The following is an 18467-nucleotide window of genomic DNA, read 5'->3' on the forward strand; positions in this document are numbered from 1 at the left end:
GTGGCGGATGCGGGCTCGACTTCGCGAATCAGCGCGGCGCGGCGGCCGAGTGCGACAGGGCTCTCTGCGACGACGAGACCCCCGGCGACCAGGCTGCCGGCGACGGCAGCCTGACGGTCGCCGCCAGGGTCGCGCAGCAGCGGACAGGCAGCGGGCAATCCTCCCCGGTGCCGCGGTGGCAGGCGCGGCGGGCCGGCGGGGTGGAGTGCGCCTCGTCCGCCATAGCGGCCAGCAGCAGGTCCTCGTGATGGTATTCCAGGCCGAGCGACACGCGAATGCCGCGCAGGACATTCCGCTCGTGATCGGTCGGCAATCCGTTCCGCTCGCGGGTCTCGATCAATGATGCCTGCCGAACCGCTCGATCGCACGTCGTCCCGATGTTGCATTGGACTTGGGTGAGCAACGCCCGCGCGTCCATCGTGCCCCCTGCACTGTCGCCCCCGCGGATCTGTGACCGTCCGCGCTGTGGATAACTTGATCCAAACCGGTGCGGCTGGGGAGGGGTATGACCGTTAGATGAAGGCGCGGCCGACACGGCTGTGGCGGGCGGGCCACGCTCGGCCACCATGCTCCGTCGCGCCCCAGAAAAAGCCATGCTCGCCTGCTGTGTGGCCCCGACGGTTCGCTGAGCGCGAGAGCAGGATCCAATGACGCAGATTGCCGCCTTCCTGGTGTTCCTGGCCATGGGCGTGACCAACCTCCTGGCGGTGCAGGCCGGGCTGACCGCGGTGCTCGGCGTGCCGGTCCTCGTCGCCCTCGTGGTCGCGGTGCCGGTGTTCTACTTCCGCTTCGTCGGCTCCGCGGCGGGCATCGTCGGGGCGATCGTCGGCTGGCAGATGCCGGTGCCGCTGGCGGTGCTGCTGTTCTGCTGGCCGGTGCTGGTCTACGGCTTCCTGCGCGGCGGCGCCGAGGCCCGCAGCATCCTCGCCCGGCGCGCGGCCTGAGCCTCCGGCACGTCCGCAGCTTTCAGCGCTGCCGCAGCTTTCAGCGCTGCCGCACCACGGCGACGAGGTAGCGGCAGGGCCGCGCGCTCCGGTTGGCGAAGATGCAGTCGGCCGGCGCTCCGAGCGCCAGGCAGTCGCCGGGCTCGAGCACGTGGACGGTATCTCCCTCCCGGAAGGTCAGGGTGCCGTCGAGCATCCAGATCATCTGGCGCAGGAAGGCGTAGGACGCCGCCGGATACGCGACCTCGGCGCCGGCCGGCAGCTCCACCTCGGTCAGGTCGAGGGGATTCTCCGCCACCAGGGGCGAGACTTGCGGCGAGACCTGCCGACGTCGGTAGCCGGTCGCCGGATCGATCCAGACCGGCTGCGCCGCGGCGCGCGCGAGCTGGCCCGTCTCCCCCTCCGCCCGGGCCAACAGGGTCGAGAGGGTGAGCCCGAACGCCCCCGAGAGCCGTCCGAGCAGCACCGCGGTCGGGCTCGCCTCGGCCCGCTCGACCTTGCTGATCATCGCCTTCGAGACGCCGGAGCGGGCCGCGAGGTCGCCGAGCGACCAGCCCCGCGCCTCGCGCTCCAGCCGCAGCCGGCGCGCGAGGCCGTCGGTGGGATCGGGCGCGGGCATCGTCATGGCGCCCAGCCTATACGGCATTCGTGCGCCCCTCACCCGTGACGTTGCGGCAGAGGGCAAGGGGCGGGCGGCGTCATCCCCAGGTTTTTCGCCTAAGTCTTTGTCACGGACGCAATTTCCGTGAGAACGGGTGCATAGTGGCGCGATCGCGCCACGGGTGCGCGCAAGCGGGACGGTGGAGCGTGCGGGACGGAAGCGGGCATCTGCGGCTCGGCCTGGCGGCCCTCGGTGCCGTCGCGATCCCGTTCGCGGTGATCGCGGCCCTCGATCCGCGCATCGGCCTGCTGCGGCCGCGGCCGGCCCAGGACGCGGCCACCGGAGCGGCCACCGAGGCGGTTCCGGGCTCGGTCCCGATGCCGGCCCGCCTGCCGGACCGGCCCACGTCGGGCGAGGGGCCGGCCCCCGATCGGCCCTGCCCGGTCTGCGCGGGCGCTCCCGCAGGTCCCCCGATCCGCGGCACGCTTCAGGATCCGGACATCCAGATCCCCGACGTGGCGGCCGAGCGCAGGGCCCAGCGCGAGCGGCTGATCGGCTGGACCGCCCATCCCGACCGGGTCTCGGGCTCTGCCGCCGCCCTCGACCTCGTCGGCCTCGTCTTCACCGTGCCGCGCGAGCCGGGCGCCGGCTACCGCCCCCTGGCGGTCGACCTCGCCGGCGCGCCCGACCGCGCCGTGGTGCTGGTGGCCGAGCAGCCGCTCTCCGTCGCGCTCACCACCGCCCCGCCGGACCGCGCCGGGGCCCTGGGGCTGGAATCGAGCGCCGCCTTCGCCCTCGCGGAGGGCCGCCCGGACCGGCTCGCGGGCTTCCGCGCCCTGCCCTACGGCGCCGCCGAGGTCGCGCCGGTACTCGATCCGCTGCGCTTCGGGCCCGCGACCCTGCGCACCTTCTGCGCCTCCTTGCGGCTCTGGGCGGTGCAGTTCGGCCTGCCGGCCGCGCGCACCCGCTACACCCTGATCGAGAACCCGACCCGGATCGCGCTCGCGGGCGAGGCCGTGCGCACCGACGGCACGCCCCGCGGCCGGATCGCCGGCCGGCGGCTCGCCCGGCTCTGCCGAACCTGATTCCGCCGGCCTCTCGCCCGGCTCTCCCGAACCTGGTCCCCGTCGGTCTCGCGGCCGGTCTCCGGCGGGATCCGGCACGCTTGACGCTGTCCCGACGCCAGTTTACCGATCGGTACAGAAGAGGAGCCCTGCCATGTCCGAGAGCCGCCCGCCGCTGCCGCCCTTCACCCGCGAGACCGCCCTCCTGAAGGTCCGCGCCGCCGAGGACGGCTGGAACGGCCGCAACCCCGAAAAAGTCGCCCTCGCCTACACGCCGGACAGCCGGTGGCGGAACCGCGCCGAGATCTTCCAGGGCCGCCCGGCCATCGTGGCGTTCCTGACCCGCAAATGGGCCCGCGAGCACGAGTACCGCCTGATCAAGGAGATCTGGGCCTGGTCGGACGCACGCATCGCGGTCCGCTTCGCCTACGAGTTCCACGACGGGTCCGGGGCGTGGTTCCGCGCCTACGGCAACGAGAACTGGGAGTTCGCCGAGAACGGCCTGATGGCCGTACGCCACGCCAGCATCAACGACCTGCCGATCACCGAGGGCGAGCGCCTCTTCCATTGGGACCGGGCCGGGCCCCGCCCGGCCGACCATCCCGGCCTGACGGAGCTGGGGCTCTGAGGGCGCCCCAGACCCGCGAGGCGATCCTGCCGCTGCTGGCGGAGACCTTTCGCGAGCACGGCTACGAGGGGGCGAGCCTGTCGGCGATCTCCCGGCGCACCGGGCTCGGCAAGGGCAGCCTCTACCACTTCTTCCCCGGTGGGAAGGAGGAGATGGCCGCCTGCGTGCTGACCGAGATCGAGGCGTGGTTCGAGGTGCGGATGTTCCGCCCCCTGCGTGAGGATCCGGACCCTGCCGCGGCGTTGCGCGCCATGCTGGCGGAGACGGACGGGTATTTCCGGTCGGGGCGGCGCGTCTGCCTCGTCGGCGCCTTCGCGCTCTCGACGACCCGCGATGCCTTCGCCCGGCGCATCGACACCTATTTCGCCGCCTGGCGCGATGCGGTCGCCGCCGCTCTCGCCCGGGGCGGGGTGGCCGAGGCCTGCGCCCTCGACCTCGCCGAGGAGACCGTCACGGCGATCCAGGGCGCGCTGGTGACGGCGAGCGCGCTGCAGGATCCCGGCTTGTTCGGGCGGACCCTCGACCGGCTCGCGACGCGGCTCGCGGCGGCGCTCGGCGAGGGCGCGGGCCGCCCCGCGGCGGGCGCGGAGCGGGCTTCCGGACGGGCGCCGCCCCCCTGACATGAAGAGCGCCGGCCCCTCGCGGGGCCGGCGCCGGACCGTCCGTTCGGAGGATCAGCCGTTCTTGGTCAGCCGTTCTTGGATTGCAGGCCGATCGCCACGAAGCGGGTGCCCTTGTCGTTCTTGACCCGCATCAGCACCGCCTTGCGGCCGTCGGTCTCCGCGGCGCGGATGCGGGCGGCGACGTCGGAGAGGGTCGAGACCGGCTGGCCGCCGACGTCGAGGATGATGTCGCCCTCCTGGATGCCCTTGGCCGCCGCCGGGCCGTCCGGATCGACGCTCACCACCGCGACGCCCTCGCGGCCGGCCCCGACCTGATCCGCCGGCGCGAGGCCGAGGCCCAGCCGCGGCTGGCTGTCGCCGCGGCGACCACCGCGATCGTCGAGGCTCGCCACCTTGGTGTCGTTCGGCAGCGAGCCGAGGGTCACCTGGGCGGTCTCGGCCTTGCCGCCGCGCAGATAGGCGAGGTCGACCTTGGTGCCGGGCTTCAGCGAGGCGATCTTGCGCGACAGCTCGCGGGCATCGGTCACGGGCTCGCCGTTCACCGCCTGGACCACGTCGCCGGACTTCAGCCCCGCCTTGGCGGCGGGCGTGCCGTCCTGGGCGCTGGTCACCAGCGCGCCCTTGGCCTTGTCGAGGCCGAGGCTGTCGGCGATGTCCTTCGTCACCGGCTGGATCTGGAGGCCGAGATAGCCGCGGGCGACCTTGCCGTCGGTGCGCAGCTGGTCGACCACCGCCTGCACGGTCTCGGAGGGAATCGCGAAGGCGAGGCCGACATTGCCGCCCGACGGCGAGGCGATCGCGGTGTTGACGCCCACCACCTCGCCGGAGACGTTGAAGGTCGGCCCGCCCGAATTGCCCTTGTTGATCGGCGCGTCGATCTGCAGGAAGTCGTCGTAGGGGCCGGCGCCGATGTCGCGGCCGCGGGCCGAGACGATGCCGGCGGTGACCGTGCCGCCGAGACCGAACGGGTTGCCGATCGCCACCACCCAGTCGCCGACCTGCGGCGCGCCGTGAGCGAGCTTCACGTAGGGGAACGGCGCGCCGTCGGTGACCTTGAGCAGCGCCAGGTCGGTCTTCGGGTCGGTGCCGATGATCTTGGCCGGCAGGGTGCGGCCGTCGTCGAGCGTGACCTCGACCGTCTTGGCGTTGTTCACCACGTGGTTGTTGGTCACCACGTAGCCGTCGGCCGAGATGAAGAAGCCCGACCCCTGCGCCGCGCCGCCGCCGTGGCGCTGCGGGCGCCCCATGTTGCCGCCGGGGCCGCCCTCGCCGAAGCGGCGGAAGAACTCGCGCAGCTGCGGCGGCACGTTCTGCAGGTTCGGCTGGCCGCCGCCCTCCTCGTCGTCCGAGGCGTCGTCCTTCAGCGACACCTTCACCGAGACGACGCCCGGCTTCACCCGGTTGACGATCGGCGCGAAGCTGCCCGGCGGGTGCTCGGCGGTGGTGATCGGGGTCTGCGGCAGGGCCTGGGCGTAGGCCGGGCTGCTCGGGGGCAGGAAGGCGGTGCCGAGCGCGCCGGTGGCCACCAGGGTGACGGCCGCCACGGAGGCGAGGGCCTTGCGGTGGAAGCGGCGGGTCTCGGAGGACGTCCCGCGGGAGGTTTCGGTGGTCTGGGTCATCGGGGTCTCAAGGCTCCGTCTGGCGAGGGCCGCGCTCGCGGCCGGTCGATGGAGCCATTATGGTCGGCGGCCCTGACCGGCCCGTGGCGTGAAGATTACGGTTTGGTCAGGCGCCTCCGGCCCGCCCCGATCCCCCGCACCCCGAGGATCCCCATGGACGTCGTCGTCTCGGTCATCTCCCTGCTGCTCGTCCTGGTGCTGATCGCCCGGGGCGTGCCGGGCCGCAACCTGCTGGTCGTGCTCGCGGTGGCGCTCGCCGTGGTGGTGCTGGTCGTCGGGATCGAGCGGGCCGGCCTGTGGCCCGAATCGTTCCACACCCGCTAGCAGGATCCAATGCCCGCCCTCCCCCTGGTGCTCTACCCCGATCCGCGCCTGCGTCTGGCCGCGCCCCCGGTCACCGCCTTCGACGAGGCCCTGCGCACTGTCGCGGGCGACCTGCTCGACACCCTGCTCGCGGTCTCGGCGCTCGGCCTCACCGGCCCGCATGTCGGCGCGCCGGTGCGGCTGACGATCATCCGGGCCGGGCTCGACCTCGCGCCGCGGGTCTACGTCAACCCGGAGCTGGTCTGGGCCTCGCCCGAGACCGCCCGCCACCGCGAGGGCAGCGTCTCGATGCCGGGCGTCGACGAGGAGGTCGAGCGGCCCGCCCGGGTGCGGGTGCGCTGGCACGACCTCGACGGCACCGCGCACGAGGCCGAGGAGGAGGGCTTTTCCGCCGCCTGCCTCCAGCACGAGATCGACCAGCTCGACGGCCTGTTCTGGATCGAGCGGCTGTCGCGCCTCAAGCGCGAGCGGGTGCTCAAGCGCTACGCCAAGCTGCGGCGGGGCTGACCCTTCCGGGATGTCGCCCGGGCCGCCGCCTTAACCGGACGGGAAGCCCCGGCCGGGCAGGCTGTCCGTCGATGCCGGAACGGCAGGCCCGGCGTGGCCGTTACCTCGGCAATCCGGCCGCTTTCGGCGGCCGCCACTCTTCGACGAGGACGCCGATGCGCCACCTCCGCACCCTCCTGATCCCGGCCGCCCTGCTGGCGACGACGCTCGCGGCTGCCGCCCAGCCGGGCCCGGCCTACCGCTACGGCCCGCGCGACATCGACGCCACCGGCACTGTCGGCGGCCGCGCCCCGTGGTCCGCCCCCTGGGTGTACGACACCGGCGGCGACAACGACCGCCATCCCGAGCGGCCCGCCTACCAGCAGGGCGGCGGCCAGCAGACCGGCGGCCCGGCGCGCAACCTGCTGCCGGATGACGGGCTGCACATCGTCCCGCGCTGAGATCATCGGGGGCGTTCCCCTCTCCGGGCGGTCCCGGGCAAGCCCCGGGATCTCCACTAGGTACAGGCGGGGGACGCCGAGCGTTGTCGGGCCTGGCGGCGGGGGTGGTTCAGGGTCCACTCCCATGCGCCGTTGCAAGCCCGTCCTTGCAGTGCTGCGCATTTCAAACGCGGACGACCGCGTCCATCTTCTCCGCCATGACACACGCCCTGCAATTCGGCCTCGACACGTTCGGGGATGTCACCGCCCGCGACGGCGAGCTCCTGCCCCACGGCCAGGTCATCCGCGACGTGGTCGCGGAAGGGATTTTGGCCGATGCGGTCGGGCTCGACTTCTTCGGCATCGGCGAGCACCACCGCGAGGACTTTTCGGTGTCCTCGCCCGAGATGGTGCTCGCGGCGATCGCCGGGCGCACGGAGCGCATCCGCCTCGGCTCGGCCGTGACGGTACTCAGCTCCGACGACCCGGTCCGGGTCTACCAGCGCTTCTCGACCCTGCAGGGCCTCTCGAACGGGCGCGCCGAGGTCATCCTCGGCCGCGGCTCGTTCACCGAGTCGTTCCCGCTCTTCGGCTACCCGCTCGACCAGTACGAGACCCTGTTCGAGGAGAAGCTGGAGCTGTTCGCCGCGCTGCTCGCCGGCGGGCCGGTGACCTGGCAGGGCACCACCCGGGCGTCGCTCGACAACCAGTCGGTCTTCCCGATTCCGGAGACGCCGCCCACCACCTGGATCGGCGTCGGCGGCAGCCCGAACTCGGTGGTGCGGGCGGTGCACCACGACCTGCCCCTGATGCTCGCCATCATCGGCGGCGAGCCGCAGCGCTTCCGCCCCTACGTCGATCTCTACCACCGGGCCTGCGCCCAGCTCGGCCGCACGGTCCGGCCGATCGGCGTCCATTCGCCGGGCTATGTCGGCGAGACCGACGCGGGCGCCCGCGAGGAATTCTTCGCCGATTACAAGCGCATGCGCGACCGCATCGGCGCCGAGCGCGGCTGGCCGCCGATGACGCGGCAGGAATTCGACCGCGAGGCCGATCACGGCTTGCTCTATATCGGGGGCCCGGAGACGGTGGCGCGGAAGATCGCCGCGACGGTGAAGGGGCTCGGCCTCGGCCGGTTCCAGCTCAAGTACAGTGCCGGCCCGCTGCCGCACGACCGGCTGATGCGCTCGATCGAGCTCTACGGGACCAAGGTGGCGCCGCTGGTGCGCGAGATGCTCGGCGAGATGCCGGGCGAGATGCGGGGATAGTCTCGGCGGGGGCGTCGGTGCGTCGCCCTATCTCGGTCTGATAAGCCCCTCCCCGCCGCGCCCCGGGGCCGGTACGGGAGGGCCAGGAACCGCGATCGGGCGACGACAGGAGACCCGCCATCTTCCACCTCATCTTCGCGGCGCCCTGCGCCTACGTGATCGTGCGCTGGCTCGCGCCCCTCGGGCTGCCGTTCGCCGCCAAGGGCGTCCTCGCCCCGCTGCTCCTCGCCGCCTCGCAGTTCCACCTCTGGAACCGGCTCTCCTCCGGCTCGGTCTTCGCGCCCGAATTCCCGCGCGGGATCGTGCTCGTCCTCAACTGGGCGTTCGGCGCGATCCTGCTGCTCGCCGTGCTGCAGATCCTGGTCGATCTCGGCGCCCTGGCGACCGCCCTCTTGCGGTGGAGCCCGGTCGCCGTCCCGGACGGGGTGCGGCTCGCGGCGGCCGCGCTCGCGGCCGGTCTCGCGGCCCTCGGCGTCGCCAACGCGGTGCGGGTGCCGCCGGTCCGGGATGTGGCGGTGGCGATCCCCGGCCTGCCGCCGGCCTTCGAGGGCTACCGGCTGCTCCAGCTCACCGACCTGCACCTGAGCCGCCTCTTCCCGGCCTCCTGGGCCCGCACTGTCGTGGACCGCGCCAATGGGGCGAACGCCGACCTGATCGTGGTGACCGGCGACTTCATCGACGGCTCGGTGGCGATGCGCCGGGACGACGTCGCCCCCTTGCGCGACCTGCGGGCGCCGGACGGGGTCTTCGGCATTCCGGGCAACCACGAGTACTTCTTCGACTACCCGGCCTGGATGCGCCACCTCGCCGGCCTCGGTCTCACCATGCTGCCGAACGCCCACGCGGTGCTCGCCCGGGGCGAGGCCCGCCTCGTGCTCGCCGGCGTCACCGATGCCTCGGCCCCGGCCGCCGGCGAGGCCGGCCCCGACCTCGCGGCGGCGCTCGCGGGCGCTCCCCCCGGCGCGCCGGTGGTGCTCCTCGACCACCAGCCCCGCGCCGCGAAGCGGGCGGCGGCCCGGGGCGTCGCGCTCCAGCTCTCCGGCCACACCCATGGCGGGATGATCCTCGGCCTCGACCGGCTGGTGGCGCGGGGCAACAACGGCTTCGTCTCGGGCCGCTACGACGTCGCCGGCATGGTCCTCTATGTCGGCAACGGCACCGGGATCTGGCCGGGCTTCGCGCTCCGGCTCGGCCGGCCCGCCGAGATGACCCGCTTCACCCTGCGGGCCGCGCCCGGCGCCTGAGCCCGCCCATCGCGTGAGGCTCGGGGGATCCGCGCGCCGGATCCTCCCCCCTCCGTTCCGGTGAGGCGCGGCCCCCCGGCCGGCGCAGGGCTGTCCAGGGAAAAGAAATGGCGCGGGTTTCCCCTCTCCCCGCGGGCGGGGAGAGGGCCGTGTCTCCGTTCAGGAGACACGGCAAGCGAAGGCGAAAGCCGGAGCGAGGGTGAGGGGGTATTCCCGGATGAGGCTCCTCCGGCACCACCCCCTCACCCTCGGCTGCGCCTCGCTGTGTCCCCTGAACGGGGACACAGCCCTCTCCCCGCCCGCGGGGAGAGGAGGATCCCCGCGCCACACCTTTCCCACGGACAGCCCTGCGGCCGGCGCGGACCCAGGCCCGGCATCGCCCGCACGCGCCGTCGCGACGAGTTCCCTCCACCGATCGGTGATGTGGACATAACGATTTGGGCGTAGCCGCGTCGGAGACACCCGACCATCCGTATGATGGGAGCTACCTCTAAAAATAAAGGCAAATGCAGTGCAGATCCTCGATCGTGACGATGTAATTTTGCAACTTGTATCTTAGAAATTTTCTGGAAATATCAACCTCGGCCGCAGTGCAGGTGCGACTGTCGAATCGTCGATCACAGCAGTCGCGAGAGAGTCATCGGGAGGGGCCGCGATGATCCGCAGCAATGCCCGCACGCCCGGCGTGTCGTCTGCCTCGTGGGCGGGAGGCGGTCTTTTCCATGACATCGGTCCGCGTCCGTACCATCACGTGGCCCGGGAGCGCCCGCGACCCGGATGCGAAGCCCCGGGCGCGCCGGCCCCCTGACGGCTTCCCGTCCCCAGCGCGAGAATCCCCCGAGGAGCCCCGATGTCGATCGCCGAACTCGACCGCATCCGCGCCCGCCTCGCCGCGCGGCCGCGCCCCGCCGACCTCGCGGCCCGGCGCGCCCGCCTCGACGGGCTCGGCGCCGACTACGCCTTGCCGCCGGACGTGACGGTGGAGCCCGTGAGCGCCGGGGGCGTGCCCGCCGAGTGGACCGGCACGGGGGCGGCGGATCCGGCGCGGGTGATCCTGTTCCTGCACGGGGGCGGCTACATGGCCGGCTCGCTCGCCAGCCACCGCCACGTCGTGGCGCAGGCCGGGCGGGAGGCCGGGGCGCGCACCCTCGCCCTCGCCTACCGGCTCGCCCCCGAGCACCCCTTCCCGGCGGCGCTCGAGGACGCGCTCGCCGGATACCGCTTCCTCCTCGACCGGGGGGTCGCGCCGGAGCGCATCGCGCTGTCCGGGGAGAGCGCGGGCGGCGGCCTCGCCCTCGCGACGGTGCTGTCGCTGTGCGCGGCCGGCCTGCCGCCGCCGCGCTGCCTCTGGCTCTCCTCGCCCTGGGTCGACCTGACGCTCTCGGGCGCCACCCTCGACAGCAAGGCCGCGATCGACCCGCTCCTCGGCCGGGCCTACCTGGCGGAGCTCGCGGACGCCTATCTCGCCGGCGCCGATCCGCGCCAGGCCCTCGTCTCGCCGCTTGCAGGGGACCTCGCCGGCCTGCCGCCGATGCTGATCCAGGCCGGCTCCGCCGAGGTCCTGCTCGACGACGCCCTCCGGCTGGCGGGGGCGGCCGGGGCGGCGGACGTGCCGGTGAGCTTGCGGATCTGGCCGCACATGATCCACGCTTGGCACCTGTTCCACCCGGAGCTGGAGGAGGGCCGCGCGGCCCTTGCCGAGGCGGGATCGTTCATCCGGTCCCGGCTCGACGGCGCAGGGCCGCCGTGACCGCAAGCACCGACAGCAAGCACCGACCGCACGCCGAACCCCGCCGCACCTCGACCGGAGGCCCTGCCATGACCGCACCGACGTTGAACAACTACTTCGACGTGTCGAGCTGGATGTACGGCTACGCCGACAGCAACGCCCTGCCCCCCGACCCGGCCGGCCTCGAGCGGTTCTACTACGCGCCCGGGACGTTCGACACCGGCCTGGACGACGCGACCGGGTTCCACGGTGCCGCCTTCGTCACCGGGGGCGACGACCCCACCATCATCATCGGCTTCGAGGGCACCGATTCGAGCGGCCTCCTCCAGCGCCCGGCCTTCCTGGAGGCCCAGGTCGAGGCGGATCTCGCGCTCTTCTTCGGCCATGTGCCGGAGGCCCTCGACCAGGCGGTCGCGTTCGCCGGGACGGTGGTCGCGGCCGCGAAGGCGAAGGACCCTCAGGCCAGCGTCGTCGTCACCGGCCACTCGCTCGGCGCCGCGGCGGCGGCCTACGTGTCGACCCGGCTCGGCCTCGGCGGGACGACCTTCGCCGCGCCCGGCATCGACGGGGACGCCTTCGTCTTCCCGGGCGGCAACCTGACCAACTACGTCACCTACGGCGATCCGGTCGGCAATTACAGCGCGACGCCGCGGAACTACGAGGGCGCGTTCCTCTATGACACGGAGATCCGCCGCGTCGGCGACCCGACCTACATCGACTACTTCGACGGCCTGCTCGGGCCGGCGGAGCGCCGGCTGCTGATCGCGGCGACCGAGCGATTCGACCCCTCCTCCCGCAGCTACGATCCCTCCCTCGGCTTCCTGGAGGTCGGCGGCCTCGCGGCGATCTTCCATCCGCTGACCTTCTACGGCGACCAGTTCTCGCCGTCCCTCAATGCCGGCGCGCCGGTCCAGGTCGATGCGAGCCGGATCGTCGCCGGCACGGAGTATCTGAGCCTCTACGGCGATCTCCTCGACCGCAGCGGGCTGGTCAGCGACGCCTTCTACACTATCCGCAACAGTGACGTCCGGGCGGCGGGGGTCGATCCCGAGGCGCATTACGCGCGCGACGGCTGGCGGGAGGGCCGCGACCCGAACCCGTTCTTCTCCACCCTCGGCTACCGCGCCGCCAATCCGGCCGTCACGACCGACCCGCTCGCCCAGTACGACGCGGAGGGGTGGCGGACGGGCCGCGATCCGGGCGCGAATTTCGACACGCGGCTCTACCTCGAGCGCAATCCCGACGTGCGGGCGGCCGGCCTCGACCCGCTGGCGCATTACCTCGATTACGGGCGCTACGAGGGCCGGGCTCCTTACGCGGCGATCGGCGAGGTCGCGGACCTCGCCGCCGCCCGCGGCTTCGACGCGGAATACTATCTGCTGGCCAATGCCGACGTCGCGGCGGCGGCCCTGACGACGGGGGATCCCCTCGCCTACGCGAAGACCCACTACGACACCTATGGCTGGCGCGAGGGGCGCGACGGCAACGCGCTCTTCGACACGGAGGGCTACCTGGCGGCCTATGCCGACGTGAAGGCCGCCGGAGTCGATCCCCTGGCACACTACGCCAAGGACGGTTGGCGGGAGGGCCGCGACCCGTCGAAGGCCTTCGACACCAAGCTCTACCTGGCGCAGAATCCCGACGTGGCGCGGGCGGGCATCGATCCCCTGCTCCACTACCTGTCCTACGGGATCTACGAGGGCCGCGCGGCCCCGGCGGACGGGGCGTTCAGCTGAGGGCCCGTCCGATGCGCCGGACGGCGTGATCCGGCACAGAATGACGGGGCGCGGTCCGATCCGGTCCGGCGACGTGCCGGGTTCCGAGGCCGCACCTTCCCGCGCCCGCCGAAACCCGCTACGCCTCGCAGCATCATGTCGACCCCATCCCCCTCGACCGCCCCCTCGCCCGTCGCCGTCGCGGCCGGCTCCGTCCGCTTCGGCAACCACCTGCCGCTGAGCCTGATCGCCGGCCCCTGCGCCCTGGAGAGCCGCGCCCACGCCCTCGAGGTGGCCGCCGCCCTCAAGGAGATGACGGCCTCCCTCGGGATCGGCCTCGTCTTCAAGTCCTCGTTCGACAAGGCCAACCGCACCTCGGCCGGATCGAGCCGGGGCCTCGGGCTGCCTCAGGCGCTGCCGATCTTCGCCGAGATCCGCGAGAGCCTGGGGTTGCCGGTCGTCACCGACGTGCACGAGGCCGGCCACTGCGCCGAGGCCGCGCAGGCCGTCGACGTGCTGCAGATCCCCGCCTTCCTGTGCCGGCAGACCGACCTGCTGCTCGCGGCCGCCGCCACCGGCCGGGTGGTCAACGTCAAGAAGGGGCAGTTCCTCGCCCCCTGGGACATGGCCCACGTCGCGGCCAAGATCACCGGGGCCGGCAACCCCAACGTGCTGCTCACCGAGCGCGGCGCCTCCTTCGGCTACAACACGCTCGTCTCGGACATGCGCGCCCTGCCGATCATGGCGCAGGTGAGCGGCGGCCTGCCGGTGGTGTTCGACGCCACCCACTCGGTGCAGCAGCCCGGCGGCCAGGGCGCCACCTCCGGCGGCCAGCGCGAGTTCGTGCCGGTGCTGGCTCGTGCCGCGGTGGCGGTGGGGGTCGCGGGCGTGTTCATCGAGACCCATCCCGATCCCGACACGGCGCCCTCCGACGGGCCCAACATGGTGCCCTTGCGGCAGATGCCGGCCCTGCTCGCCGAGCTCCAGGCCTTCGACCGGCTCGCCAAAGCCCGCCACGGGGCCGGCGGCTGACGAGGCGGCCGCGATGCAGGCCGCATCCGACTCGCCCTCCCGCCTGATCGCCGTCCTGGCCGCGGGGGGCTTCGCCAGCACCTTCGCCGGACGGGTGGTCGAGCCGCTGGTCGGCGTGCTCGCCCGCGATCTCGCGAGCCCGCCCGCCACCGTGGCGCTCCTCTCCACCGCCTTCGCGCTGCCCTACGCGCTGATCCAGCCGATCCTCGGGCCGGTCGGCGACGCGCTCGGCAAGGAGCGGGTGGTGGTGGCCTGCCTGTGCGTGCTGACCCTGGCGCTCGCGGCCTGCGCCTTGACCGGCGACATCGGCACTCTGTTCGGCCTGCGCATGCTCGCGGGCGCCGCGGCCGGCGGGGTGATCCCGCTCTCGCTCGCCATGATGGGCGACCGCATCCCGATGGCGCAACGCCAGGTCGCGATCGGCCGCTTCCTCGTCGCGGTGATCCTCGGCCAGCTCTCGGGCTCCACCATCGCCGGGCTGATCGAGGGCGCGATCGGATGGCGCGGGGTGTTCTGGCTCGCCGCCGGGGTCGGGGCGGTGGGGCTCATGGGCGTCGCCCTCGGCTTCGCCCGGCGCCTGCGCGCGCCCGGCGGGCGCTTCGCGCTGGCCCCGGCGCTCGCGCGCTACCGCACCATCCTGCGCACCCCCCGCGCCCGTGTGCTGTTCTGTGCCGTCTTCGTCGAGGCGATCGCGGTGTTCGGCATCTTCCCCCATCTCGCCCACCTGATCGAGGCGCGGGGCGAGGGCGGACCGAAGGAGGCCGGGCTGGTCCTCGCGGGCTTCGCCGCCGGGGGCCTGATCTACTCGCTGACCGTCGGGCTCCTGCTGCGCTTCCTCGGCCAGACCCGGATGCTGATGGCCGGCGGCGCGGTCTCGGGCGCCGCCTTGACGGTCGTGGGCTTCGCCGGCGCCTGGCAGACCGACGCGGCGGCGCTGGTGGCCCTCGGCCTCGGCTTCTACATGCTGCACAACACCTTCCAGGTGCAGGTGACCGAGGTGGTGCCGGAGGCCCGGGCCTCGGCGGTCGCGCTCCACGCCTTCTCGTTCTTCTGCGGCCAGGCCCTCGGCGTCGCGGTGCTGGGTGTCGGCCTCACGGCCCTCGGGCAGCTGCCGGCGCTGGTGCTGTGCGCCGCCGCGATCCTGGTCCTCGGGCTCGTCACCGCGCGCCGGCTGGCTCGCGCCGGCTGACGATTCCAGCTGACGATCGCCGGTCGCCGCCAGTTCAGCCCGAGTTCAGGCGGCCGGCGCCAGGATCAGCCTCAGTCACGCCCCCCGCCGCGAGGATCGGAAACCCGGTCCGGCGCGGCGGATGCGGGCGGTCCCGGACCGAAGGATTGCGGGAACCCTTCCCGGCCGAGCTGGTTATCCGGGTCATATGGCTTGAACGAAAGCAGGAGATCAACGATGCGCAAGCTGGCGATCATCCCGGCCCTCGCCGTCGCCCTCGGCGCGATGTCCACCATCGCTCCCTCCCCGGCCCAGGCGCAGGGCTGGCGCGGTCACGGCTACGGCCATGGCGGATACGGTCACGGCTACGGCCGCGGCTATGCCGGCCGGCCCTACGCCTATGGCGGGCGTCGCCGCGGCATCTCGCCGGGCGCCGCGGTCGGCCTCGGCATCGCGGGCGCGGCGGTCGGCGCGATCGGTGCTGCGGCGGCGGCCGATGCGGCCCGTCGCAACGGCTACGGCTATTACGGCGCCCCGGCCCCGGCCTACGGGTATGGCTACGGCTACTGATATCTGAGCCGCATCTGACTACGGGAGGGGCGGCCGGGGTGACCCGGCCGCCCTTTCTCGTGGTCAGCCGAACTCGTCAGCCAAAGTCGTCAGCCCCTGGCCCGGTAGGGCGGCACGCCCTGGTCGGGCAGCCAGACCGAGGCCGGCGGCGTGCCGGTCTGCCAGAACACGTCGATCGGGATGCCGCCGCGCGGGTACCAGTATCCGCCGATGCGCAGGTACCGGGGCTCCAGGAGCGTGGTCAGCCGCCGGCCGATGCCGACGGTGCAATCCTCGTGGAAGGCGCCGTGATCGCGGAAGCTGTGCAGGTAGAGCTTCAGCGACTTCGACTCGACGAGCCACCGGTCCGGCACGTAGTCGATCACCAGGATGGCGAAGTCGGGCTGTCCGGTCACCGGGCAGAGCGAGGTGAATTCCGGCGCGGTGAAGCGGGCGCAGTAATCGGTGTCCGGATGCGGGTTCGGCACCCGGTCGAGCTGGGCCTCGTCGGGCGAGCGCGGCTGGGCGGTGGGCTGACCGAGCTGCCGGGCGTGGTCTGTCATGTTCTGGGTCATGCCTGCCCTATAGACCCACGCGGGCCCGCGTGAAACCGGCCGCCCCGGTGCAGGACGATCCCGGCCTCGACGCTCTTCCCCAGCACCGCACCCTTGGGCGGCTTGCCGCAGGCGGCATCTTGGCCGATAAGCCGCGCGAACGCCTGCAAGCCTGCCCGAGAGATCCTCTCATGACCGCGATCACCAACATCGCCGCCCGCCAGATCCTCGACAGCCGGGGCAATCCCACCGTCGAGGTCGACGTCCTCCTCGAGGACGGCTCCTTCGGCCGCGCCGCGGTGCCGTCGGGCGCCTCGACCGGCGCGCACGAGGCGGTGGAGCTGCGCGACGGCGACAAGTCCCGCTACGGCGGCAAGGGCGTGCTGAAGGCGCTCGAGGCGGTCAACGGCGAGATCCTGGACGCCATCGGCGGCATGGACGCCGAGGAGCAGGCCGCCATCGACGAGGCGATGATCGAGCTCGACGGCACCCCGAACAAGGCCCGTCTCGGCGCCAACGCGATCCTGGGCGTCTCGCTCGCCGTCGCCAAGGCCGCCGCCGAGGCCTCCGGCCTGCCGCTCTACCGCTATGTCGGCGGCACCCAGGCCCGGATCCTGCCGGTGCCGATGATGAACATCATCAACGGCGGGGTGCATGCCGACAACCCGATCGACTTCCAGGAATTCATGATCATGCCGGTGGGCGCCGACTCGCTCGCCGAGGCGGTGCGCTGGGGCGCCGAGGTGTTCCACACCCTCAAGGGCGCCCTGAAGAAGGCCGGCCACAACACCAATGTCGGCGACGAGGGGGGCTTCGCCCCCAACCTGCCCTCGGCGGAAGCCGCGCTCGACTTCGTGATGGACTCGATCCGCGCCGCCGGCTTCGAGCCGGGCCGCGACATCGTGATCGCGCTCGACTGCGCCGCCACCGAGTTCTTCAAGAACGGCGCTTACGTCTACGAGGGCGAGGGCCAGACCCGCGACCCGGAGGCCCAGGCCACCTACCTCGCCAAGCTCGTCGACGCCTACCCGATCCTGTCGATCGAGGACGGCATGTCGGAGGACGACTGGGCCGGCTGGAAGGCGTTGACCGACAAGGTCGGCGACCGCTGCCAGCTCGTCGGCGACGACCTGTTCGTGACCAACGTCGCGCGCCTGTCGGAGGGCATCTCGAAGCGCACGGCGAACTCGATCCTGGTGAAGGTCAACCAGATCGGCTCGCTCACCGAGACGCTGGCCGCCGTCGACATGGCCCACCGCGCCGGCTACACCGCGGTGATGTCGCACCGCTCCGGCGAGACCGAGGACGCGACCATCGCCGACCTCGCCGTCGCGACCAATTGCGGGCAGATCAAGACCGGCTCGCTCGCCCGCTCGGACAGACTGGCCAAGTACAACCAGCTCATCCGCATCGAGGAGGGCCTCGGCTCGCAGGCCCGCTATCTCGGCCGCGGCGCCCTGAAGGTCGGCTGATCCCGTCGCGGAGGGGCCGTCCGGCCCCTCCCAACCTCGAAAAAATTTCACGCGTCGCAGGCCGCCTCCGGGCGGCCTTTTCTATGGGCGCGCAGGGCCTGGAGCGGCGCGAACACCACGACGTTGCCGGCGAGCACCAGGGCGAAGCCCAGGCCCGCGAGCGGCGTCACCCGGTACCCTTCCGCGAAGACCGAGATCGTGAGCGCCACGACCGGGAACAGCACGGTCATGTAGGCCGCCTTCTCGGGCCCGATCCGGTGCACCACCGTCAGGTAGGCGGTGAAGCCGATCACCGAGCCGGGGATCGCCAGGTAGAGGAGCGCTCCGATATAGGCCGGAGACGGGTCGAAGCCGAACGGCACCCCGCGCAGGGCCGCCACTCCCGCCACCAGGGCGGCGCCGGTGAGCATGCCGTAGGCGTTCACCGTGGCGACGGGCAGGCCGTGGCGCTGGTTGCGGGCCGAGACGAGGTTTCCGGCCGAGAAGAACCAGGTGCCGAGCAGCGCCAGGCCGAGACCGATCGCCGTGTCCCGGGCGAGGGCGGTGCCGACGAGCGTGTCGCGGAACAGGCAGGCGATGCCGAGGAGCCCGATCATCGCCCCGGCGAGCACCCGCGGCGCCGGCCGGCGCCGGTGAAACAGGTAGGCATTGGCGACGTTGAAGATCGTGGCGGCGGAAAAGACCACCGAGACGATCCCGCTCGGGACCGAGCGCGTGGCGAGGTAGAAGCAGGCGAAGTTGCAGGAGAACAGGCACAGCGCCTGCAGGAGCACGAAGGGCTGGTGGCGCCACGGGATGGTCTTCAGCCGCCCGGTGAGGGCGAGCAGGCAGGCCAGGACCGCGCCGGCGAGGGCGAAGCGGTAGGCGATCGACGCCTCGAAGGCGACGGCACCGAGCTGGTGCTTGATGGCGATCCAGGTCGTGCCCCAGATCAGCACGGTCAGGGCGTAGAGGAAGGCGGTCACGATGGTCGGGTTCCAATCCGGCTGGTTCGAGGCTTCCGGATA

The 18467-nt window shown here is 72.7% G+C and carries 20 protein-coding genes; 15 read left to right on the forward strand and 5 right to left on the reverse strand.

The window, feature by feature from the left end; translation table 11 throughout:
- Positions 1-28 precede the first annotated feature (28 nt).
- On the reverse strand, positions 29-340 hold the full coding sequence (locus DK412_RS25730; RefSeq protein WP_109974285.1) for a hypothetical protein: 312 nt from the start codon (positions 338-340) through the stop codon (positions 29-31).
- 307 nt (positions 341-647) lie between these two features.
- Here DK412_RS25730 and DK412_RS25735 point away from each other — a divergent pair, with 307 nt between their 5' ends.
- A complete protein-coding gene (locus tag DK412_RS25735) occupies positions 648-944 on the forward strand; it encodes a hypothetical protein (protein WP_109974286.1) in 297 nt (98 codons plus the stop codon).
- Between the two features lie 40 nt (positions 945-984).
- On the opposite strand, the gene DK412_RS25740 is transcribed toward DK412_RS25735, so the two are convergent.
- Positions 985-1569, reverse strand: a complete 585-nt coding sequence (locus DK412_RS25740; protein ID WP_109974287.1) for an XRE family transcriptional regulator — start codon at positions 1567-1569, stop codon at positions 985-987.
- A 182-nt stretch (positions 1570-1751) separates the two neighbouring features.
- On the opposite strand from DK412_RS25740, the gene DK412_RS25745 reads away from it, so the two are divergent.
- The 3 genes from DK412_RS25745 to DK412_RS25755 all read left to right on the forward strand — a co-directional run bounded on the left by DK412_RS25745 (position 1752) and on the right by DK412_RS25755 (position 3857).
- Positions 1752-2630, forward strand: coding sequence for a hypothetical protein (locus DK412_RS25745; RefSeq protein WP_109974288.1), 879 nt, complete (start codon positions 1752-1754; stop codon positions 2628-2630).
- Positions 2631-2763: 133 nt separating this feature from the next.
- Positions 2764-3237 (forward strand): nuclear transport factor 2 family protein, encoded by a 474-nt coding sequence (locus tag DK412_RS25750; RefSeq protein ID WP_109974289.1) that lies wholly within the window; start codon positions 2764-2766, stop codon positions 3235-3237.
- On the forward strand, positions 3234-3857 hold the full coding sequence (locus DK412_RS25755) for a TetR/AcrR family transcriptional regulator (protein ID WP_109975496.1): 624 nt from the start codon (positions 3234-3236) through the stop codon (positions 3855-3857). The genes DK412_RS25750 and DK412_RS25755 overlap by 4 nt, the downstream gene beginning before the upstream one ends.
- A 68-nt stretch (positions 3858-3925) precedes the next feature.
- Here the strand turns inward: DK412_RS25755 and DK412_RS25760 are convergent, their stop codons facing one another.
- On the reverse strand, positions 3926-5479 hold the full coding sequence (locus DK412_RS25760; RefSeq protein ID WP_109974290.1) for a Do family serine endopeptidase: 1554 nt from the start codon (positions 5477-5479) through the stop codon (positions 3926-3928).
- Between the two features lie 153 nt (positions 5480-5632).
- Here DK412_RS25760 and DK412_RS30720 point away from each other — a divergent pair, with 153 nt between their 5' ends.
- The 10 genes from DK412_RS30720 (at position 5633) to DK412_RS25805 (ending at position 15455) form a co-directional block, all read left to right on the forward strand.
- Positions 5633-5803, forward strand: a complete 171-nt coding sequence (locus tag DK412_RS30720; RefSeq protein ID WP_164712239.1) for a hypothetical protein — start codon at positions 5633-5635, stop codon at positions 5801-5803.
- Between the two features lie 9 nt (positions 5804-5812).
- Positions 5813-6310: a peptide deformylase gene (locus DK412_RS25765; protein WP_109974291.1), complete on the forward strand. Its 498-nt coding sequence runs from the start codon at positions 5813-5815 to the stop codon at positions 6308-6310.
- Between the two features lie 155 nt (positions 6311-6465).
- Positions 6466-6750: a hypothetical protein gene (locus DK412_RS25770; RefSeq protein WP_109974292.1), complete on the forward strand. Its 285-nt coding sequence runs from the start codon at positions 6466-6468 to the stop codon at positions 6748-6750.
- A 197-nt stretch (positions 6751-6947) separates the two neighbouring features.
- Complete coding sequence (locus tag DK412_RS25775; protein ID WP_109974293.1) at positions 6948-7997, forward strand: LLM class flavin-dependent oxidoreductase; 1050 nt, start codon at positions 6948-6950, stop codon at positions 7995-7997.
- 119 nt (positions 7998-8116) lie between these two features.
- Entirely contained in the window at positions 8117-9241 is a 1125-nt protein-coding gene (locus DK412_RS25780; RefSeq protein WP_109974294.1) for a metallophosphoesterase, read from the forward strand.
- An 850-nt stretch (positions 9242-10091) separates the two neighbouring features.
- The gene (locus DK412_RS25785; protein WP_109974295.1) at positions 10092-10991 is read left to right on the forward strand and encodes an alpha/beta hydrolase; all 900 of its coding nucleotides are present in this window, start codon (positions 10092-10094) and stop codon (positions 10989-10991) included.
- A 68-nt stretch (positions 10992-11059) separates the two neighbouring features.
- The gene (locus DK412_RS25790; protein ID WP_109974296.1) at positions 11060-12706 is read left to right on the forward strand and encodes a lipase family protein; all 1647 of its coding nucleotides are present in this window, start codon (positions 11060-11062) and stop codon (positions 12704-12706) included.
- A 135-nt stretch (positions 12707-12841) separates the two neighbouring features.
- Positions 12842-13717: a 3-deoxy-8-phosphooctulonate synthase gene (kdsA, locus tag DK412_RS25795; RefSeq protein ID WP_109974297.1), complete on the forward strand. Its 876-nt coding sequence runs from the start codon at positions 12842-12844 to the stop codon at positions 13715-13717.
- 13 nt (positions 13718-13730) lie between these two features.
- Positions 13731-14906 (forward strand): MFS transporter, encoded by a 1176-nt coding sequence (locus DK412_RS25800; protein ID WP_109974298.1) that lies wholly within the window; start codon positions 13731-13733, stop codon positions 14904-14906.
- Between the two features lie 216 nt (positions 14907-15122).
- Positions 15123-15455: a hypothetical protein gene (locus tag DK412_RS25805; RefSeq protein ID WP_093565173.1), complete on the forward strand. Its 333-nt coding sequence runs from the start codon at positions 15123-15125 to the stop codon at positions 15453-15455.
- An 89-nt stretch (positions 15456-15544) separates the two neighbouring features.
- Here DK412_RS25805 and queF read toward each other — a convergent pair whose 3' ends face one another.
- Positions 15545-16009 (reverse strand): preQ(1) synthase, encoded by a 465-nt coding sequence (gene queF, locus DK412_RS25810; protein WP_109974299.1) that lies wholly within the window; start codon positions 16007-16009, stop codon positions 15545-15547.
- A 170-nt stretch (positions 16010-16179) separates the two neighbouring features.
- Here queF and eno point away from each other — a divergent pair, with 170 nt between their 5' ends.
- Positions 16180-17460, forward strand: a complete 1281-nt coding sequence (eno, locus tag DK412_RS25815; RefSeq protein WP_109974300.1) for a phosphopyruvate hydratase — start codon at positions 16180-16182, stop codon at positions 17458-17460.
- 47 nt (positions 17461-17507) lie between these two features.
- Here eno and DK412_RS25820 read toward each other — a convergent pair whose 3' ends face one another.
- Entirely contained in the window at positions 17508-18425 is a 918-nt protein-coding gene (locus tag DK412_RS25820; RefSeq protein ID WP_109974301.1) for an EamA family transporter, read from the reverse strand.
- Positions 18426-18467 lie beyond the last annotated feature (42 nt).

Source organism: Methylobacterium sp. 17Sr1-1 (genome assembly GCF_003173775.1).
Taxonomy (GTDB): Bacteria; Pseudomonadota; Alphaproteobacteria; order Rhizobiales; family Beijerinckiaceae; genus Methylobacterium.

Excerpts from the sequence above, each read along its gene's own strand:
- queF (WP_109974299.1), bottom strand. The coding sequence starts at position 16,009 with ATGACCCAGAACATGACAGACCACGCCCGGCAGCTCGGTCAGCCCACC.
- DK412_RS25805 (WP_093565173.1), top strand. The coding sequence starts at position 15,123 with ATGCGCAAGCTGGCGATCATCCCGGCCCTCGCCGTCGCCCTCGGCGCG.
- DK412_RS25800 (WP_109974298.1), top strand. The coding sequence starts at position 13,731 with ATGCAGGCCGCATCCGACTCGCCCTCCCGCCTGATCGCCGTCCTGGCC.
- DK412_RS25740 (WP_109974287.1), bottom strand. The coding sequence starts at position 1,569 with ATGACGATGCCCGCGCCCGATCCCACCGACGGCCTCGCGCGCCGGCTG.
- eno (WP_109974300.1), top strand. The coding sequence starts at position 16,180 with ATGACCGCGATCACCAACATCGCCGCCCGCCAGATCCTCGACAGCCGG.
- DK412_RS25765 (WP_109974291.1), top strand. The coding sequence starts at position 5,813 with ATGCCCGCCCTCCCCCTGGTGCTCTACCCCGATCCGCGCCTGCGTCTG.
- DK412_RS30720 (WP_164712239.1), top strand. The coding sequence starts at position 5,633 with ATGGACGTCGTCGTCTCGGTCATCTCCCTGCTGCTCGTCCTGGTGCTG.
- DK412_RS25775 (WP_109974293.1), top strand. The coding sequence starts at position 6,948 with ATGACACACGCCCTGCAATTCGGCCTCGACACGTTCGGGGATGTCACC.
- kdsA (WP_109974297.1), top strand. The coding sequence starts at position 12,842 with ATGTCGACCCCATCCCCCTCGACCGCCCCCTCGCCCGTCGCCGTCGCG.
- DK412_RS25790 (WP_109974296.1), top strand. The coding sequence starts at position 11,060 with ATGACCGCACCGACGTTGAACAACTACTTCGACGTGTCGAGCTGGATG.
- DK412_RS25760 (WP_109974290.1), bottom strand. The coding sequence starts at position 5,479 with ATGACCCAGACCACCGAAACCTCCCGCGGGACGTCCTCCGAGACCCGC.
- DK412_RS25735 (WP_109974286.1), top strand. The coding sequence starts at position 648 with ATGACGCAGATTGCCGCCTTCCTGGTGTTCCTGGCCATGGGCGTGACC.
- DK412_RS25785 (WP_109974295.1), top strand. The coding sequence starts at position 10,092 with ATGTCGATCGCCGAACTCGACCGCATCCGCGCCCGCCTCGCCGCGCGG.
- DK412_RS25770 (WP_109974292.1), top strand. The coding sequence starts at position 6,466 with ATGCGCCACCTCCGCACCCTCCTGATCCCGGCCGCCCTGCTGGCGACG.
- DK412_RS25750 (WP_109974289.1), top strand. The coding sequence starts at position 2,764 with ATGTCCGAGAGCCGCCCGCCGCTGCCGCCCTTCACCCGCGAGACCGCC.